This is a genomic window from Kribbella endophytica (assembly GCF_054781295.1).
The window spans coordinates 549861-566197 of sequence record NZ_BAAGUR010000001.1 but is presented as its reverse complement, the minus strand read 5'-3'; the positions used below and the strand labels follow the sequence as shown (position 1 = coordinate 566197).

Genomic DNA, 16337 nt, shown 5'->3' with positions numbered 1-16337 from the left:
TTCGTTTTTGTAGTTCGCGACATAGGTTTGGTCTATGACCGGGCTGCGGGAGTACTTGGACGGGCCGCACAAGGCCGCACGCGACGTCGTACGGGACGGACTGGCCAGTCACGCGTCCCTGCTGGACGCCGGGCTGCGCCTCACCAGGGACGAGTACCGCGACGAGGTGCTCCGGACGCTGAAGGAGATCGCCGCCCAGGGGCACCCGTCCCGCGGCTTCCCCAAGGAGTACGGCGGCCAGGGCGATCTCGGCGGGTTCATCGCCGGCTTCGAGACGCTCGCGTACGGCGACCTGTCGCTGATGGTGAAGGCGGGCGTCCAGTTCGGCCTCTTCGCCGGCGCGATCCTGCATCTCGGCACCGAGCGGCACCACGACCGCTACTTGGCCGACGCGCTCACCGGCGACCTGCTCGGCTGCTTCGCGATGACCGAGACCGGCCACGGCTCGAACGTGCAGTCGCTGGAGACCACCGCGACGTACGACGAGGCGACCGGCGAGTTCGTCGTGCACACCCCGACCGCGTCGGCGCGCAAGGACTACATCGGCAACGCGGCCCGGCACGGAAAGCTGGCGGCGGTGTTCGCGCAGCTCGTCGTCGGTGGCGAGACGCACGGCGTGCACTGCCTGCTGGTGCCGATCCGCTCGGACGCCGGTGAGCCGCTGCCCGGCGTGACGCTCACCGACTGCGGCCCGAAGCTCGGGCTGAACGGCGTCGACAACGGGCGGATCGTCTTCGACCAGGTCCGCGTGCCGCGCGAGGCGCTGCTCGACCGGTACGCGCAGGTGGATGCCGACGGCACCTACCGCAGCGAGATCGAGAACCCGGACCGGCGGTTCTTCACGATGCTCGGCACGCTGGTCCAGGGCCGGGTCTCGGTCGGTGGCGCCGCGATCAACGCGAGCAAGGTCGCGATGACGATCGCCGTCCGGTACGCCGACCAGCGCCGCCAGTTCGGTGCGCCGGGGAGTCCGGAGGAGGCGCTGCTGCTCGACTACCGGATGCACCAGCGACGGCTGCTCCCGCTGCTGGCCCGGACCTACGCGATGCACTTCGCCCAGGCCGAGCTGGTCGACAACTTCGCCCGGATCTTCGGCGCGGACGACGACGCGCCCCACGACGACAGTGACGGGCGTGGCGGCGGCACCGGCGGCAACGAGCACGACCGGCGGGCCCTGGAGGCGCAGGCAGCTGGTACGAAGGCGCTCGGGACCTGGCACGCGACCGAGGCGATCCAGATGTGCCGCGAGGCGTGCGGTGGTGCCGGGTACCTGGCCGAGAACCGGCTGTCCGCGCTGAAGGCCGACACCGACGTGTTCACCACGTTCGAGGGTGACAACACCGTCCTGCTGCAGCTGGTCGCGAAGGGGCTGCTGACCGACTACCGGCGATCGTTCGGCGAGCTCGACCCGCTGGGCACCGCGCGGTTCGTCGCCGGTCAGGCGGTCGAGATCGCGGTCGAGAAGACCGCGCTGCGCGGACTGATCGAGCGGCTGCGCGACGTCGTACCGAATCGGTCCGACTCCGCCGACCCGGACGCCGGGCTGCGGGACGACGACTACCACTCGGGGATGCTGCGGTTCCGCGAGCAGCACATGCTGTCCGGGGTCGCGCGGCGGCTGAAGGCGGGGATCGATGCCGGCGACGAGGCGTTCGAGGTGTTCAACCGGTGCCAGGACCACGTGATCGCCGCCGGGCGCGCGCACGTCGAGCGGGTCGTGCTGGAGGCCTTCCAGCACGCCGTACAGGTTGCTCCAGAGGGTGAGACGCAGGACAGGCTGAAGGAGCTGTACGACCTGCACGCGCTCGCGACGATCGAGAACGACCGGGCCTGGTTCATGGAGCACGGGCGGCTGTCGGGCCCACGCTCGAAGGCGATCACGGCGCTGGTGAACGAGTTGTGCGCCCGCGTCCGCGCCTACGCGACCGACCTCGTGGACGCGTTCGGCGTACCGGGCGCGGCGGTCGACGTACCGATGGTTGTACGGTCGCTGCATGAGTGAGCCGCTTGTGGAGCCCGCCTCGGCCGCCGAGGCCGCCCGCGAACTTGCCAAGGTCCTGCTGGCCCAGGCCGACGCACTTGACCTGCACGACCTGCGGGCCACGACGGCGATCGAGAACGTGCGGATCCAGTCCCGGGTGCTGGCCGACGCCGTGCACGAACGCGGCTGGGGTGACATCTTCCTGGGGATCGACTCCTACGACCCCGACGAGCTGGACGACGTTCCGCTCGGGCCGGACGACTTCGACGACCCCGCGGACTACCGTGAGTTGGTCGAGGGCGTCGCGGAGATGGACGAGCCGATCGTCCCGGAGAACGGGCTGCGCCTCAGCTACCAGGCCCGCTACGACTTCGTGGTGACCGACCCGGAGGCGTTCGTCGCCTACGTGCGCAGCCGTGCCGACGAGGCGCAGAACGACGACGTGATCGACGACATCGAGGACGCCCGGTCGGCCTTCGAGCTGCTCGGCTACCTGGACGGCCTCGGCTCCAAGGACTACGACACGGTCGGGTTGAGCCCGGCCGGCGGCGAGGAGTCCCACAAGGTGGTCGAGTTCTCGCTGTGGGACATGGACCCCACGCGGCGCGACGACACCTACCCGTACTGAGCCTGATTCCCTTCCAGCACGGGGATCCGGGCCAGTCCGGTAATCAAGCACGCAAGCTTTTTACTTGTTGCGGCAGGCAACATCGGCACATTCCGTGACGAGATGTATACAGTCTGTCGCCTTCTGAAAAGCCAATGCAAATGTTTGATCCGGGGGATGGTCCCGCTCCGGGCTCGCGTGACAACGTTCAGTTGTCGGCGGCGGACGGGTCGCCGGCACAGGCTCTTGGTGGAACCGCGAACTCCCGTCCGCGACCGGAACTGTACCTCCCCTGCCGGCCGCGGAACTGAGTTCAGGCCCACCATCCTTCGGGCCGAACGCCCTCTCGGGGCAGAGCAAGACGCCGGTCGTGCCACACAGGGCGCCGGTCGCCAGTGAGGTGGTGACCGACGCCCGGCGCGATCGGCGTTTTCTTGTCCGGGTGGTACCGGTGCGACTGGGGACCGATACCACCGGGACAAGCCCCCGCCCTTGTGGACGGGGGCTTTCGTGCGTCAGGCCAGTTCGAGCTCGGTCACCGGGTGCTGGGTGACCTCGCCGTACGTCGTGGTGCGCTGGCGAGCGGGACGGCCCGCGGCCGTCGCCATCGCGGTGAGCTCCTCGATGGACTTGCGGGAGCCGTGCTTGGAGCCGGCCATCCGGCTGATGGTCTCCTCCATCAGCGTGCCGCCGATGTCGTTGACGCCGCCGTTGAGGACCGCGACGCAGCCGTCGGTGCCGAGCTTGACCCAGGAGCACTGGATGTTGTCGATCCGGCCGTGCAGCATGATCCGCGACATCGCGTGCACCGCGCGGTTCTCGTCGTACGTCGGGCCGGGGCGGGCCACGCCGGCCAGGTAGATCGGCGAGTTGGTGTGGATGAACGGCAGCAGCACGAACTCGGTGAAGCCACCGGTCTGGTCCTGGACGGCCGCGATCGTGCGCAGGTGCTGGACCCAGTGGTGCGGCGAGTCGACGTGGCCGTACATCATCGTGGACGACGACGGCAGTCCGACCTTGTGCGCGGTCGAGATGACCTCGATCCAGCTTGCCGTCGGCAACTTCCCCTTGGTGAGGATCCACCGCACGTCGTCGTCGAGGATCTCGGCGGCCGTCCCGGGGATGCTGTCCAGCCCGGCCTCCTTGACCGAGATCAGGAACTCCTCGATCGACAAGCCGGTGCGGACCGAGCCGTTGACGATCTCCATCGGCGAGTACGCGTGCACGTGCATCTCCGGCACGCGCTGCTTCACCGCGCGGACCAGGTCCGCGTACGCCGTACCAGGAAGATCGGGGTGGATGCCGCCCTGCATGCAGACCTCGGTCGCGCCGATCACCCAGGCCTCCTCGGCCCGCTGGGCGACCTCGTCCATCGACAGCGAGTACGCGTCGGCGTCGGTCCGGCGCTGGGCGAACGCGCAGAACCGGCAGCCGGTGTAGCAGACGTTGGTGAAGTTGATGTTCCGGTTCACCACGTACGTCACGTCGTCGCCGACCACGGCCTTGCGCAGGTCGTCGGCGATCTTCGCGAGCTGGTCGAGCGCCGGACCCGTTGCCGTCATCAACGTCAGCGCCTGGCTGTCGGACAGCCCGGCCGGGTCACGCTCGGCCGCGGCGAGGGCTTCCTTCACGTCGCCGTCGATCCGCTCCGGAGCCTTGCGCTGGGCAACGTCCTCGCGCAGGACGTCCCAGTCGCCGTACGCCGCGTCGAAGTCCGAGCGGGTCTCCGTACGACGTCCCTCGGTGTCGATCGCGGTGTGCAGGTCGGTGCGGCCGACCGAGTCCCAACCGCCGTCCGGCTCCTGCCAGGGCAGACCCTTCGGCATCGCGGCCTCGTTCGCGAGGCCGGTCGCCGGGTCGACGAGCGCCTCGACGTGCGAGATCAGGCGCGGGTCGAGCCAGGGCTCGCGCAGGTACTCCGGGTGGGCCGTCAGCCGCTCGCGCAGGGTGAACCCGGCGTCGGCGGTCAGCTTGGCCAGGTCGTCCAGGTGCGGCCAGGGGCGCTCGGGGTTCACGTGGTCCGGGGTCAGCGGCGAGACGCCACCGAAGTCGTCGACGCCCGCGGCGAGCAGCAGCTTGGCCTCGTCCAGGTCGACCAGGTTCGGCGGGGCCTGGACGCGGGCGCGCGGGCCGAGCACGATCCGGGTCACCGCGATCGCGGCCAGCCACTCGTGCAGCGGGACGTCCTCGTCGTTGCGCATCGCCGTGTCCGGCTTCACCCGGAAGCCCTGGATGATGACCTCCTGGATCCCGCCGTACTGGCGAGCGACGCGACGCAGCGCGAACACCGAGTCGGCGCGCTCCTCGATCGTCTCGCCGATCCCGATCAGCAGGCCGGTGGTGAACGGCACGTTCGAGCGGCCGGCGTCCTCGAGCACGCGCAGCCGGACCGACGGGTCCTTGTCGGGCGAACCGAAGTGCGGCTGGCCCTTCTCCTCGAACAGCCGGCGCGAGGTCGTCTCCAGCATCATGCCCATGCTCGGTGCGACCGGCTTCAGCCGCTGCAGGTCCTGCCAGGACATGACGCCGGGGTTCAGGTGCGGGAGCAGGCCGGTCTCCTCCAGGACCCGGATCGCCATCGCGCGGACGTAGTCGAGGGTGCTGTCGTAGCCCGCCTCGTCCAGCCACTGCTTGGCGGCGTCCCAGCGGTCCTCGGGGGCGTCGCCGAGCGTGAAGAGCGCCTCCTTGCAGCCGAGGGCCGCGCCCTGGCGGGCGATCTCCAGCACCTCGTCCGGGCTCAGGTACGGCGACTCGACGCGGCCCGGCGTGGTCGCGAAGGTGCAGTAGTGGCACCGGTCGCGGCAGAGCCGGGTGAGCGGGATGAAGACCTTCTTGGAGTACGTGACGATCCCGCTGCGACCGGCGTCCTCGAGGCCCTGGTCGCGGACCCGGCCTGCCGTCGCCATCAGCTTGTCCAGCGCCTCGCCGGAGGCCGTCAGCAGCACCTCCACCTCGGCCTGGTCCAGGGTCTTGCCGTCGTCCGCGCGCTTGAGCGCTCGCCGCATCGCGGTGCTGAGAGTCGAGGTCACGGGATCCGAGCCTAGGCGCTCGAACACCCCGGATCTTGCGATTCCCGGGGTCAAAAACAATTAGTACGTCTGTCCTGCTAGTTTGCTGTTTGTGCAGGTCACACAGGGTGTTGATGGTCGGCGAGTGCGGGGTGCGCTGCGTCGGGACGAGTTGCTGCGGGCGACCATCGCGGTGATCGAGCGGGCCGGTGTCGCGGGGGTGAGTCACCGGGCTGTTGCTGCTGAGGCTCGAGTTTCGGTGGCTTCGACGACGTACCACTTCGCGTCGCTCGACGACCTGCTGATCGCGGCGCTGACCGGGGCTGCCGAGGACCTCACTGCCGAGCTGCACGAACGGGTGACCGAGCTCGGCGCTCGGCCCGCCGACGAGCTGGCCCGGCTGGTCGAGCACCTGCTGGTCTACCGCCGCGGGCGCACGCTGGCGGCGTACGAGCTGTACCTGCTCGCCGCGCGACGGCCGGAGCTGCGGGAGGTGGCTGGGGCCTGGCTGCAACCGCTGACGGAGATTGCCCGGACGTTCACCACCAACCGCCAGAAGGCCAGTCTGTTGGTCGCAGCACTGGACGGACTCATCCTGCAGTCCCTTGTCCGAGCAAGGCCGTTCGCACAGGCGGATGTCGCCGCTCTGCTGGTCTACCTGCGGTAGGCCAGCACTCCCGGGAGAGGGTGGGGCGCCTCCTCTCTCCCCCGGGGTAGCGCACGCGTTACCCCGGGTGGGGCTTGCCGGCCCGGGACAGGCGGCCGCTGCGACGGTTGGCTGGGGGCATGCTGAGGATGTCGCTGGGGGCGTTGCGGGATCGGTGGCACCTGTTCGCGGGTGCGGTGGTGGCGGTGGCGTTCGGGGTCGGGCTGATCCAGTCCGCCCTGCAGGTGATGGCCGCGACCGACGTGCCCTCGCTACCGCCGGGGTTGTCCGGGCTCGAGCGGTCGAAGATCCGCGACGGCTATGCCGGGGCCGCGACGCTGCTCGGCATGTCGGTGATGCTGGCGGTCTTCCTGACTGTCTTCGTCGTGAGTACGACATTCGGGTTTGCGGTGGTGCAGCGGCGGCGGGAGCTCGGGTTGCTGAGGCTGGTCGGCGCCCAGCGCGGCAGCCTGCGCCTGATGTTGTTGCTCGAAGCAACGGCGCTCGGCCTGGTCGGGACAGCTTTGGGAGTGCCGCTCGGGCTGCTCGGGTCCTGGGCGCAGTCGACGCTGCTGATCGAGCTGGGCATGCTCCCGCATTGGTTCGAGGCGCCGTGGATCTGGGGGACCATGTGGGTCGCCGCCTTCGTGGGCGTGGGAACGGCGGTGGTCGGCGCGTTCGCCGCAGCCTGGCGAGCGTCGCGCGTCAGCGCACTGGAGGCGATCGGAGACCTGCCGCGGACGATGCCGGTGATGACCGGATGGCGGTGGTTCTGGGGCCTTTCGTCAGCCGCGTTCACGGTGGTGATGGTGATCGCCGCCCAGGCCGCCGGAGACTTCGTGGCTGGGCTACTGATCGCGCTCGTGGTCATGATCAGCGGGTCGGTCGCGCTGAGCCAGCTGAGCCCGGTCGTCGTACCGATTGCCGGTCGGCTCCCGGCGCTGGTGCTGCGAGGTTCCGTCGTCACCGATCTCGCGAAGGCCGGCGTGCTGCACGCCGTACGGCGAAGTGCCGCGACCGCGGCGCCGCTGATCGTGCTGGTCGGACTGCTGGCCGGGCTGTGGGGTGTGTTCGGGTCGCTGGCGAAGGCAGTGGGGGAGGAGCAGCGGCAGCTGATCTCGGCGGACCTGGTGGTCGAGGGGTCGGTCGCGCCGGGCGAGGGGATCGCGGCGGTGTCGGAGCAGACGACCGTGCCGGTGACGATCGTGGGGAAGAAGAAGGCGACGCGGTACTCGGAGGCGGTCGGGATCGATCCTGCGGCGTACCAGCGGACGCACGAGCTGGGGCCGCGCAGGGGATCGCTCGACAAGTTGTCGGGGGCAACGATTGCGATCGGGCCGGGGATGGCGGTCGAGGGGTACAAGCTCGGGGAGTCGTTGACGGCGACGATCGGGGGCAAGCAGCTGCCGTTGAAGGTGGTGGCGATCATGCCGGAGACGTTGGACGTGACGGAGAACTTCTTTGTGCCGAAGGGATTGACCGAGGGTTTGGGTGGTGCGACGGAGACGTTGGTGAAGGTGGATCGTGGTGCCGACTTGAAGGAGGTCGGGCGCGAGCTCGGCGGCGAGGGCGGGGGTGAGGTGCGGACGGTGAAGGAGTGGGCTGAGGACAAGGCCGCCGTCGAGCAGCGGGACGATACCGGGATCTTCGTGGTCTTGATGGGGCTGGCCGGGATCTACGCGGCGGTGGCTGTGGTCAACGCCGTCGTGATGGCGGCGGCCGAACGGCGGCGGGAGTTCGCGCTGGCGCGGATGGCGGGGCTGACGCGTCGACAGGTCGTCGGGATCGCGACGGTCGAGTCGCTCACGGTGGTCGTGGTCGGCGTACTGCTGGGCAGTGTCGTCGCCGGAGCTGCGATGGCGGGGATCGCTGCCGGGACCGCGCAGATGTTCGGTGTCGTGGTAGTCGCCGTGCCGTGGCGGCTGCTAGGGCTCATCCTCGCGGGATCCCTCGCTGTCGTCGGCGGTACGGCGGCGATCACGGCCTGGACCACGACCAGGTTCAGTCCGGTCGTGGTCCTCAGCGGTCGGGAGTGACGGTCAGGCGTCGGCGACGGTGATCGCTTCGGCCTCGGTGCGGGAGTGCGACGACGGGATGCGCAGGTGGGCGAGCGGCTTCCAGCCCGTGGCCAGCGCACCGACAGCCAGTACGACGGCGAAAGCGCCGACGTAGAAGGGAAGCTGGACGTTGACCTCCTCGCCGAGCTTGCCGGCCAGCCACGGTGCGACCGCGCCGCCGGAGAAGCGGACGAAGCTGTACGCCGCGGACGCCGTACCGCGTTCCACCGGAGCCGCGCCCATCACGGCCTCGGTGATCAGCGTGTTGTTCACGCCGAGGAACAGACCGGCCACGACCACGCCAACCGCGAGCACGTGCGGGTGGTGGGCGTAGGCGCCCATCACGGCCAGGTCGGCGGCGAAGAGCAGCAGCGCGGACATGATCACGGGCAGCGTGCCGAACCGGCGTTGCAGCCACGGCGCCGCGAAGACCGAGGTGAGCGCGAGCCCGATGCCCCAGCCGAAGAAGATCAGGCCGATCTGCCGGGCCGACATCGCCAGCGGGAACGGGGTGAACGCGAGCAGGGTGAAGAAGCCGAAGTTGTAGAGCAGCGCGGTCACGGCGACGGTGGCCAGCGACCGGTGCCGCAACGCCTTCAGCGGTTCGAGGATCGACGTACGGCGCGGAGCCGGCGGCGAGGCGGGCAGCAGGAACGCGGTCGCGGCGAGCGCGATCGTCATCAGTACGGCGACACCGAAGAACGGGCCGCGCCACGAGATCGTGCCGAGCTCACCGCCGACCAGCGGGCCGGCCGCGATGCCGACGCCGAGCGCCGCCTCGTACAGGATGATCGCCTCGGCGACCGAGCCGGCCGCGGAGTTCACGATGGTGGCCAGGGCGGTCGCGATGAACAACGCGTTGCCCAGCCCCCAGCCGGCCCGGAAGGCGACGATGGCGCCGATCGAGTTCGACAGGCCGGCCAGCGCGCTGAACACCACGATGATCGCGAGACCGATCAGCAGAGTGCGCTTCGCGCCGATCCGGCTGGAGACCGCGCCGGTGATCAGCATCGCGACGCCGATCACGGCCATGTAGCTGGTGAACAGCAGCGACACCTGCGACGGGCTGGCGTGCAGCTGCTCGGCGATCGGCTTCAGGATCGGGTCGACCAGGCCGATGCCCATGAACGCGATCACGCAGGCGAAGGCGACGGCCCAGACGGACTTGGGTTGCTTGAGGAAGGAGCTGCTGGTGCTGCTCACCGGGGGTGTTCCTCCAATGGTTCGAGGGTGAGGATCTTCTGCAGGACGGTGACCGCGGCCTCCAGGGTGGTGAGGTCTTCGGCGGGGAGCTGAACGAGCCGTTGGGCGATGGCCGCACCGGCTTCGCGGCGGGCGTGGTTGAGCTCCGCCAGCCCGGCGTCGGTGAGGCTGATCAGACTGGCCCGGGAGTCGGCCGGATCGGGCTCGCGCCGGACCCACCCGCTCTCCTCCTGCCGCTGCACCAGCGTCGACATCGTCGGCTGCGAGCAGCGGTCGGCTTTCGCGAGCTCGCTGATCCGGGTCGGCCCGAGCTCGTCGAGCCGGCCCAGCAAGCGCATCGCGGCATGGGGGAGGGCGCTGACGTCCCGGCTGGCCAGACGGGTCAGTCGAGCCGACGCCACCACCACGTCGACGCCGAGTTGGGAGAGCTGGGTAGCGATCACGTCCTCAATATTACATAGGAATGCTATGTGTTTCCAGTGTAAGGTTTGTGAGACGCTGAACCTTACAGATTCGAAGACATGGAGGGCTTGGGGTGGGCAATCTCGAAGGAAGAGTGGTTCTGATCACCGGTGCCGGCGGCGGGATCGGGTCGGCGACGGCTCGTACGGTGGTCGCTCAGGGCGGGCATGCCCTGATCCACGACCGCACGGCCCTGGACGCTCTCGCCGAGGAGTTCGGCGCGAACGCGACACCGCTGGTGGCTGATCTGACCGACTTGAAGGCGGCCGAGCAGTTGTGGATCGACGCCTGGGCCGTCAAGGGCCGGATCGACGTCCTGGTCAACAACGCCGGCGCCTACCCGCCCGCTCCACTGGACTCCTCGCTCGACGAGTGGCTGAAGGTCTGGGACTTCTCGCTGGACCTGCACCTCAAGGCTCCGGCGGTGCTCTGCCGTCAGGCGGTCACGGCGTACTCGGCCAGTGAGCACGGCGGCATCATCATCAACCTCGCCTCCCGGGCCGCGTTCCGCGGCGAGGATCCGGACTTCTGGCACTACGCGGCGGCCAAGGCCGGCGTGGTCGCGATGACGCGCACGATCGCCCGCCAGTACGGACGCAACGGCGTGACCGCCTTCGCGCTCGCGCCGGGGTACGTGGACACCGACCTCAACGCGCAGTTCCGCGACACGGTCGGCGTCGCGGTCGCCGCCGAGCAGACCGGACTCGGCGAGGTCGCGCAGCCGCAGGACGTCGCCAACATCATCGCGTTCCTGGCCAGCGGCCTGGCCAAGCACGCGACCGGTACGACGATCGACGTGAACGGTGCCTCCTATGTCCGTTGACGTCGGCGCGGCCAGGATGAGCGCCGACCTGTACGTCGGCGGGTCCTGGATCGAGGGTCGGGCCGGGACGCTCGACAACGTTGACCCAGGCAACGGTCAGGTCGCCGGTGCCGTGTCGCTGGCCACGGCCGAGCAGGTCGACGCCGCGATCACGGCCGCCGTCGACGCGTTCCCGGCATGGTCGGCCCTGCCGGGATCGGCGCGAGGCGACATCCTCCGCCGGGCCGCCGCCCTGCTCGTGGACCGCACCGAGGAGGCGGTCGCGACGATCCTGCTGGAGACCGGCAAGACCGAGGCCGATGCCCGCGGCGAGATCGGTCGCGCGGCGGAAACCCTGCGCTGGAACGGCGAACAGGCCGGTCGGCTCCAGGCCACCGCGTTCCCGGGAGTCGTTGCCGGCTCTCGCCGTACGTCGATGCCGACGCCACTCGGTGCCGTCGCGGTGATCACGGCCTGGAACTTCCCGGCCGTGCTCGCGACGCGGAAGCTCGGCGCCGCTCTCGCGGCCGGCTGCACCGTCGTGTTCAAGGCCTCCGAGTTCGCGCCGGCCACCGCGCGGCTCGTCGTCGAGCTGCTGGTCGAAGCGGGCCTGCCGGCGGGTGTGGTGAACCTTGTCTTCGGTGATCCGCAGGTGGTGTCGGCCCAGCTGACCTCGTCGCAGCGCATCAAGGCGTTGTCGTTCACCGGGTCCACTGCCGTCGGCAAGGCGCTGGCAGCGCAGGCAGCGCCGAACCTCATCCGCACGGTCCTGGAGCTGGGCGGCCACGCGCCGGTCCTGGTGATGGACGACGCGGACGTCGATCACGTGATCGCGACGACCGCGGGCGCCAAGTTCGGGTCGGCCGGGCAGTCCTGCGTCGCGCCGTCGCGGTACTTCGTGCACGAGTCCCTCTACCAGGAGTTCGTCGACAAGCTGACGGCCAAGGCGTCGTCGTACGTGCTCGGCCACGGCACCGAGGAGGGCGTGACTCTCGGCGCGGTCGCCCATCAAGGCCGCGTGGACGCGTTGATCCGTCTCGCCCAGAACGCCGCCGAGCACGGCGGCACCATCACCACCGGCGGCCACCAGGTGCAGCGCGACGGGTTCTACTTCGCGCCGACCGTCGTCGCCGGGCTCCCGCTCGACGCGGACGCCGAGATCCTGTCCGAGGAACCGTTCGGCCCGATCGCGACCGTTTCCTCGTTCAGCACGCTGGACGAGGCGATCACCGCGGCCAACGCGGCGCCGTACTCGTTCGCGGCCTACCTGTTCACCGACCGGCTGAGCGTGCGCGATCACGTCGTACGACGGCTGAACGCCTCGAACCTCGGCATCAACCAGTTGGCGCCCTCGCTGCCCGACGTACCGCTGGGTGGTCTCGGGAACTCCGGCTACGGCTACGAGGGTGGTGTGGAAGGCATCCTCGCGTTCACCCAGTTGCGGCTCGTGTCCGAAACGCCTCTAGGGTTTGCCGGATGATCGCCGACAACAACTCGTCGCTGGCCCGGATCCGGGAGGTGGCGGCGACGGCGCGGGAGCCGTACGAGCTCGACGCCGTCGACCTGGCGCTGCTGAAGATCCTGGTCGCGGACTGCCGCACCTCGCAGCGGCAGATCGCCACGCAGCTCGGCGTGTCCGCGCCGACGGTCGGCGAGCGGATGGCGCGGCTGGAACGCAACGGCGTGATCACCGGGTTCAGCGCGCAGGTCGACTGGTCGGCCGTCGGCTACGGGCAGGTCGTGTTCCTGTCGATCGAGGCAGCACCGGGGTACGACGTGGCCACGATCATGTCCGGGCTCTGGGAGCTGGCCGAGGTCGAGGACGTCACGCTCGTCACCGGCGACCTCGACCTGCTGATCCGGATGCGGGTCCGCGACTACGGCCAGCTGCGCACGATCCTGATGGAGGACGTCTGGCGGATCCCCGGCATCCAGCGCACCGCGACGCTGCTGTCGGTCGCCGAGATGCCGGCGAAGAACTTCGGTGCCGGGCTGCTCGGCAAGTTCGTGCAGCCCGACTGACCGCCGGTCGAGGACCGGCGGTGAATCAGCCGTCGGACTCAATCCGCCAAGCGTCTTTCAAGTGCCGGCCACCGATCGAGGGTCGGTACTTGAAAGACGCCGGCACGACGTGCGTCGCCTTGGTCGGCGTCAGCCCGACCCCGCCTGCCTCAGGCGCCTGGTCAGGGCTTCTTGGCGACGCCGACCCAGAGGCTGCAGCTGACGTCGGTGAAGACCTTGCGCTCGGCGAGCTGGTCGGTCTCCTCGTCCGGGTGCCAGCGGAACGGCACCTCGATGCCGGGCTCGACCAGGTCGAGGCCGGCGAAGAAGCCCTCGATCTCGGCCTTGCTGCGGACCTGCGCGTCGCCGCCGTCGGCCTTGTAGACCTGGATCGCCTGCTCCCACATGGCCGGCGCGAAGTCCGGCGTGCAGTGCGAGAAGATCAGGTACGAGCCGGAGGCCAGCGGTTCGAGCAGCTGCTGGACGAGCTCGTACGGCTTCAGCTCGTCGGGCAGGTAGTGGAAGACGCCGACCAGGCTCAGGGCGACCGGCTTGCTCAGGTCGAGCACGCTGGCGACCTCGGCGGAGTCGAGGATCGCCTGCGGGTCGGTGACGTCGGCCTCGAGGTAGGCCGTCTCACCCTGCGGCGTGCTGACCAGCAACGCGCGCGAGTGCGACAGCACGATCGGGTCGTTGTCGGCGTAGACCACGCGGGCGTCCGGCACGATCTCCTGCACGACCTCGTGCAGGTTCGGGCTGGTCGGGATGCCGGTGCCGATGTCGAGGAACTGCGTGATGCCGCGCTCGGCGACGTACCGGGCCGCGCGGTGCATCCACATCCGGTTCGACTGGGCGGCGGTGCGGAAGCCCGGGAAGGCCTCGAGCAGGTGGTCGCCGGCCGCGCGGTCGACGGCGAAGTTCGACTTGCCGCCGAGGAAGTAGTCGTACACCCGGGCACTGTGCGGCACGCTCAGGTCGATCCGGTCCGGGTTCCCGACGTCGGTCTGGTCCGGCTGGTCAGTCATCACAAACTCCTCGCGCTGTCCCGTGACGTAGCTGGAATCGTAGCGGGTGGGCCTCGGTCTGTGACCAGGCCTCGGGGGTTGCAGGGTCTAACGCGCGAGGTAGCGGCCGGTCACGCTGTCCGGGATCGACGGGAGCAGTTGCGGCGTGGTCGCCGCGACGATGCGGCCGCCGTGCTCGCCGCCGCCCGGACCGAGGTCGATCACGTGGTCGGCGTTCGCGATCATGTCGAGGTCGTGCTCGATCACGATCACCGTCGCGCCCGCGGTGATCAGGCGGTCGAGCACCGTGAGCAGGACGCGGATGTCGGCGGGGTGCAGGCCGACGCTCGGCTCGTCGAACACGAACAGCGTGCCCTGCTGGGGCTTCTCCAGGTCGGCGACGAGCTTGAGGCGCTGAGCCTCGCCGCCGGACAGTGCGGGCGTCGCCTCGCCGAGCATGAGGTAGCCGAGGCCGACCTCGTCGAGCGTGCGGAGGCGGGCCTGCAGCTTGCGGAGCTTCGGGAAATGTCGCCGCGCCTCGGTGACGGTCAGCGCGAGCGTCGCGGCGATCGTCAGGCCGTCGAGAGTGACGGCGTCCGCGGCGGGGCTGAAGCGGGTGCCGCCGCACAGCGGGCAGGGGATCTCGACGTCGGGCAGGAACTGGACGTCGAGCGAGATCTGCCCGGTGCCCTCGCACTGCGGACAGCGCAGGCTGCCGGTGTTGTACGAGAAGTCGGCCGCGGTCAGCTCCGGTGCTTCGCGCGCGAAGGCGCGGCGGAGCTCGTCCAGGATTCCGCTGTACGTCGCGACGGTGGATCGCACGTTCCGCCCGATCGGGGTGGCGTCGACGACGGCCACGCGCTGGACGCCGTCCGACTCCAGCGAGCGCACGTGCTCGGGCAGCGGGCGGTCGTCGTACCGGGCTGTGAGTGCGGCGGCAAGGCTGTCCAGGACGAGGGTGGTCTTGCCGGATCCGCTGACGCCGGTCACCGCGGTCAGTCGGCGGAGCGGGAAGTCCACCTCCAGGGGCTGGAGGGTGAAGCGGGGGCCGGTCGTGAGGTGGATGCGGCCGTGCTGGAAGACGTCGTCCACTCTCGGGCGGACGACCGTGGGCTCGCGGCCGCTCAGGAAGCCGCCGATCAAGGAGTCCGGTGACGCCTCGAGCTCCGCAACCTTGCCGGTGGCAACTACTTGGCCGCCCTGGGAACCGGCGCCGGGACCGATCTCGATCAGCCAGTCGGCGTGCCGCAGGACGCGGACGTCGTGGTCGACCAGGACCACCGAGTTCCCGGTCTCGATCAGTCGACGGGCGACCTGCATCAGGGCGTCGATGTTGCTCGGATGCAGACCGATCGACGGCTCGTCGAGCACGTACAGCAGTCCGGTCGCGCTGCTGCGTAGGGTCCGGCTGAGCTGCACGCGCTGCAGTTCGCCGGTGGACAGCGTGCGGGACGCGCGGCCGAGTGAGAGGTAGCCGAGTCCGAGGCCGAGCAGGTGATCGGCGTTGGCGGTGAACGCCTCGACGATCTGCTCGGCCATCCGCTGGAGCTCGGCCGGGAGCGACGACGGTACGGCGCGGATGAACTCGGAGGTCCGGTCGAGAGGCCAGGTCGACAGCACGTTCAGCGTGACGCCGTTCAGCGGCACCGTCCGGGCGCGCTCGTTGAGCCGGGATCCACCGCAGGTCGGGCACTCCGCGACGCGGACGAAGCGGTCGAGCCGCGTTACCGCGGTCTCGCTCTGCGCGTTGCCGAGGGCGTCCTGGATCACCCGGTTCGCGTTGCGGTACGTCGCGTTGAGCTCGAACGCGTTGCCCTTCTTGCTCGTCACGACCACGACCCGCGAGGTCTCCTCGCCGTGCAGGACGATCTCGCGCTCGGCCGGCGTCAGCTCCTGGAACGGGACGTTGGTCCGTACTCCCAACTGGGCCACGACCTGCGGAAGCAGCCCGGCGCCGAATGATCCCCAGGCCGCCACCGCGCCCTGCTCGATCGAGAGCGACTCGTCCCGGATGAGAGTCCGCTCGTCGATCTGCCGGGTCTCGCCGGTCCCCGCGCAGGTCTCGCAGGCGCCATCGGAGTTGAACGCGAACTCCTCCGCTCCGGGTGCGGCGAACCGCTCGTGACAGCTCGGGCAGGTGGCGTGCCCGGTCGACGCGATCTCGATCGTCGGCGGGACGTCGTGGCCGTTGGGGCAGCGATGCACGCCGAGCCGCGAGTACATCAGCCGTACGGCGTTGAGCAGCTCGGTCGACGTACCGAACGTGCTGCGAACCCCCGGTACGACGGGCCGCTGGTGCAACGCGATCGCCGCGGGCACGCCGTCGACCGCGTCGACATCGGCGCGGGCCGCTTGGGAGAGCCGGCGCCGGGTGTACGTCGACAAGGCCTCCAGGTAGCGGCGCGAGCCCTCGGCGTACAGGACTCCGAGCGCGAGCGAGGACTTGCCGGAGCCGGAGACTCCCGTCAGCGCGACGAGCTGCCGCAGCGGGACGTCGACGTCGACGTCCTTCAGGTTGTGCACCCGCGCGCCCCGCACCGAGACCTGCTCGCCCCATCGCATGCGC

The 16337-nt window shown here is 69.9% G+C and carries 12 protein-coding genes; 7 read left to right on the top strand and 5 right to left on the bottom strand.

Annotated features, from left to right (window positions below):
- Positions 1 to 34: 34 nt before the first annotated feature.
- Together ACYVIO_RS02740 and ACYVIO_RS02735 are read left to right on the top strand one after the other, a co-directional pair.
- Positions 35 to 2002 (top strand): acyl-CoA dehydrogenase family protein, encoded by a 1968-nt coding sequence (locus ACYVIO_RS02740; protein ID WP_460649028.1) that lies wholly within the window; start codon positions 35 to 37, stop codon positions 2000 to 2002.
- Entirely contained in the window at positions 1995 to 2609 is a 615-nt protein-coding gene (locus ACYVIO_RS02735) for a hypothetical protein (RefSeq protein ID WP_460649027.1), read from the top strand. The genes ACYVIO_RS02740 and ACYVIO_RS02735 overlap by 8 nt, the downstream gene beginning before the upstream one ends.
- A 494-nt stretch (positions 2610 to 3103) precedes the next feature.
- Here ACYVIO_RS02735 and ACYVIO_RS02730 read toward each other — a convergent pair whose 3' ends face one another.
- A complete protein-coding gene (locus ACYVIO_RS02730) occupies positions 3104 to 5617 on the bottom strand; it encodes a bifunctional FO biosynthesis protein CofGH (protein ID WP_460649026.1) in 2514 nt (837 codons plus the stop codon).
- A 91-nt stretch (positions 5618 to 5708) separates the two neighbouring features.
- Here ACYVIO_RS02730 and ACYVIO_RS02725 point away from each other — a divergent pair, with 91 nt between their 5' ends.
- Together ACYVIO_RS02725 and ACYVIO_RS02720 are read left to right on the top strand one after the other, a co-directional pair.
- Positions 5709 to 6263, top strand: coding sequence for a TetR/AcrR family transcriptional regulator (locus ACYVIO_RS02725; RefSeq protein WP_460649025.1), 555 nt, complete (start codon positions 5709 to 5711; stop codon positions 6261 to 6263).
- A gap of 119 nt (positions 6264 to 6382) precedes the next feature.
- Complete coding sequence (locus ACYVIO_RS02720) at positions 6383 to 8278, top strand: FtsX-like permease family protein (RefSeq protein ID WP_460649024.1); 1896 nt, start codon at positions 6383 to 6385, stop codon at positions 8276 to 8278.
- A gap of 3 nt (positions 8279 to 8281) precedes the next feature.
- On the opposite strand, the gene ACYVIO_RS02715 is transcribed toward ACYVIO_RS02720, so the two are convergent.
- Together ACYVIO_RS02715 and ACYVIO_RS02710 are read right to left on the bottom strand one after the other, a co-directional pair.
- Positions 8282 to 9502, bottom strand: a complete 1221-nt coding sequence (locus ACYVIO_RS02715) for an MFS transporter (protein WP_460649023.1) — start codon at positions 9500 to 9502, stop codon at positions 8282 to 8284.
- Positions 9499 to 9945, bottom strand: a complete 447-nt coding sequence (locus ACYVIO_RS02710; RefSeq protein ID WP_460649022.1) for a MarR family winged helix-turn-helix transcriptional regulator — start codon at positions 9943 to 9945, stop codon at positions 9499 to 9501. Before ACYVIO_RS02710 ends, ACYVIO_RS02715 begins: the two co-directional genes overlap by 4 nt.
- A 113-nt stretch (positions 9946 to 10058) precedes the next feature.
- Between ACYVIO_RS02710 and ACYVIO_RS02705 the strand changes: the two genes are divergently transcribed.
- The 3 genes from ACYVIO_RS02705 to ACYVIO_RS02695 are packed head-to-tail and all read left to right on the top strand — an operon-like array spanning position 10059 to position 12788.
- On the top strand, positions 10059 to 10787 hold the full coding sequence (locus tag ACYVIO_RS02705; RefSeq protein ID WP_460649021.1) for an SDR family NAD(P)-dependent oxidoreductase: 729 nt from the start codon (positions 10059 to 10061) through the stop codon (positions 10785 to 10787).
- Entirely contained in the window at positions 10777 to 12246 is a 1470-nt protein-coding gene (locus ACYVIO_RS02700) for an aldehyde dehydrogenase family protein (protein WP_460649020.1), read from the top strand. The genes ACYVIO_RS02705 and ACYVIO_RS02700 overlap by 11 nt, the downstream gene beginning before the upstream one ends.
- A complete protein-coding gene (locus tag ACYVIO_RS02695; RefSeq protein ID WP_460649019.1) occupies positions 12243 to 12788 on the top strand; it encodes an Lrp/AsnC family transcriptional regulator in 546 nt (181 codons plus the stop codon). Before ACYVIO_RS02700 ends, ACYVIO_RS02695 begins: the two co-directional genes overlap by 4 nt.
- 161 nt (positions 12789 to 12949) lie before the next feature.
- Here ACYVIO_RS02695 and ACYVIO_RS02690 read toward each other — a convergent pair whose 3' ends face one another.
- Complete coding sequence (locus tag ACYVIO_RS02690) at positions 12950 to 13792, bottom strand: SAM-dependent methyltransferase (protein WP_460649018.1); 843 nt, start codon at positions 13790 to 13792, stop codon at positions 12950 to 12952.
- A gap of 87 nt (positions 13793 to 13879) precedes the next feature.
- Complete coding sequence (locus ACYVIO_RS02685) at positions 13880 to 16333, bottom strand: excinuclease ABC subunit UvrA (protein ID WP_460649017.1); 2454 nt, start codon at positions 16331 to 16333, stop codon at positions 13880 to 13882.
- Between the last annotated feature and the right edge of the window lie 4 nt (positions 16334 to 16337).